At 77.8% G+C, this 324-nt stretch carries 1 pseudogene; it reads right to left on the reverse strand.

The features are described from left to right. Positions 1-324: pseudogene (locus E1269_RS32665) on the reverse strand (hypothetical protein); the annotation flags it as partial.

The raw sequence follows: 324 nt of genomic DNA on the forward strand, positions 1-324 counted from the left end.
AGCGCCGACGCCGCGACGATGACCGCGGTCAGCATCCAGCCGACGTCCGGCGCATAGAGCGGCACCAAACGGAGGCTCCCGCCCGCCGCGCGCGGCCCGGTCACCCCCGCGAGGTACGCCAGCGCCAGGGCGCCGGCCACCCACGCCGCCGTCACCGCCACCACGACACCGCGCCGGCGCGGAGGCCAGCCGCCCTGGCCAGCGCCACTGACTCGCACCGCCCGGGAACGCAGCAGCAGGTGGATCGCCCAGCCGAGCGCCGTGGCCACGGCTAGCAGGACGGCACCGAGCGCGCCGAGCGCCACGCCGTACGACGGGTCGCTG

Source organism: Jiangella asiatica (assembly GCF_004349065.1).
In the GTDB taxonomy this organism is placed as follows: Bacteria; Actinomycetota; Actinomycetes; order Jiangellales; family Jiangellaceae; genus Jiangella; species Jiangella asiatica.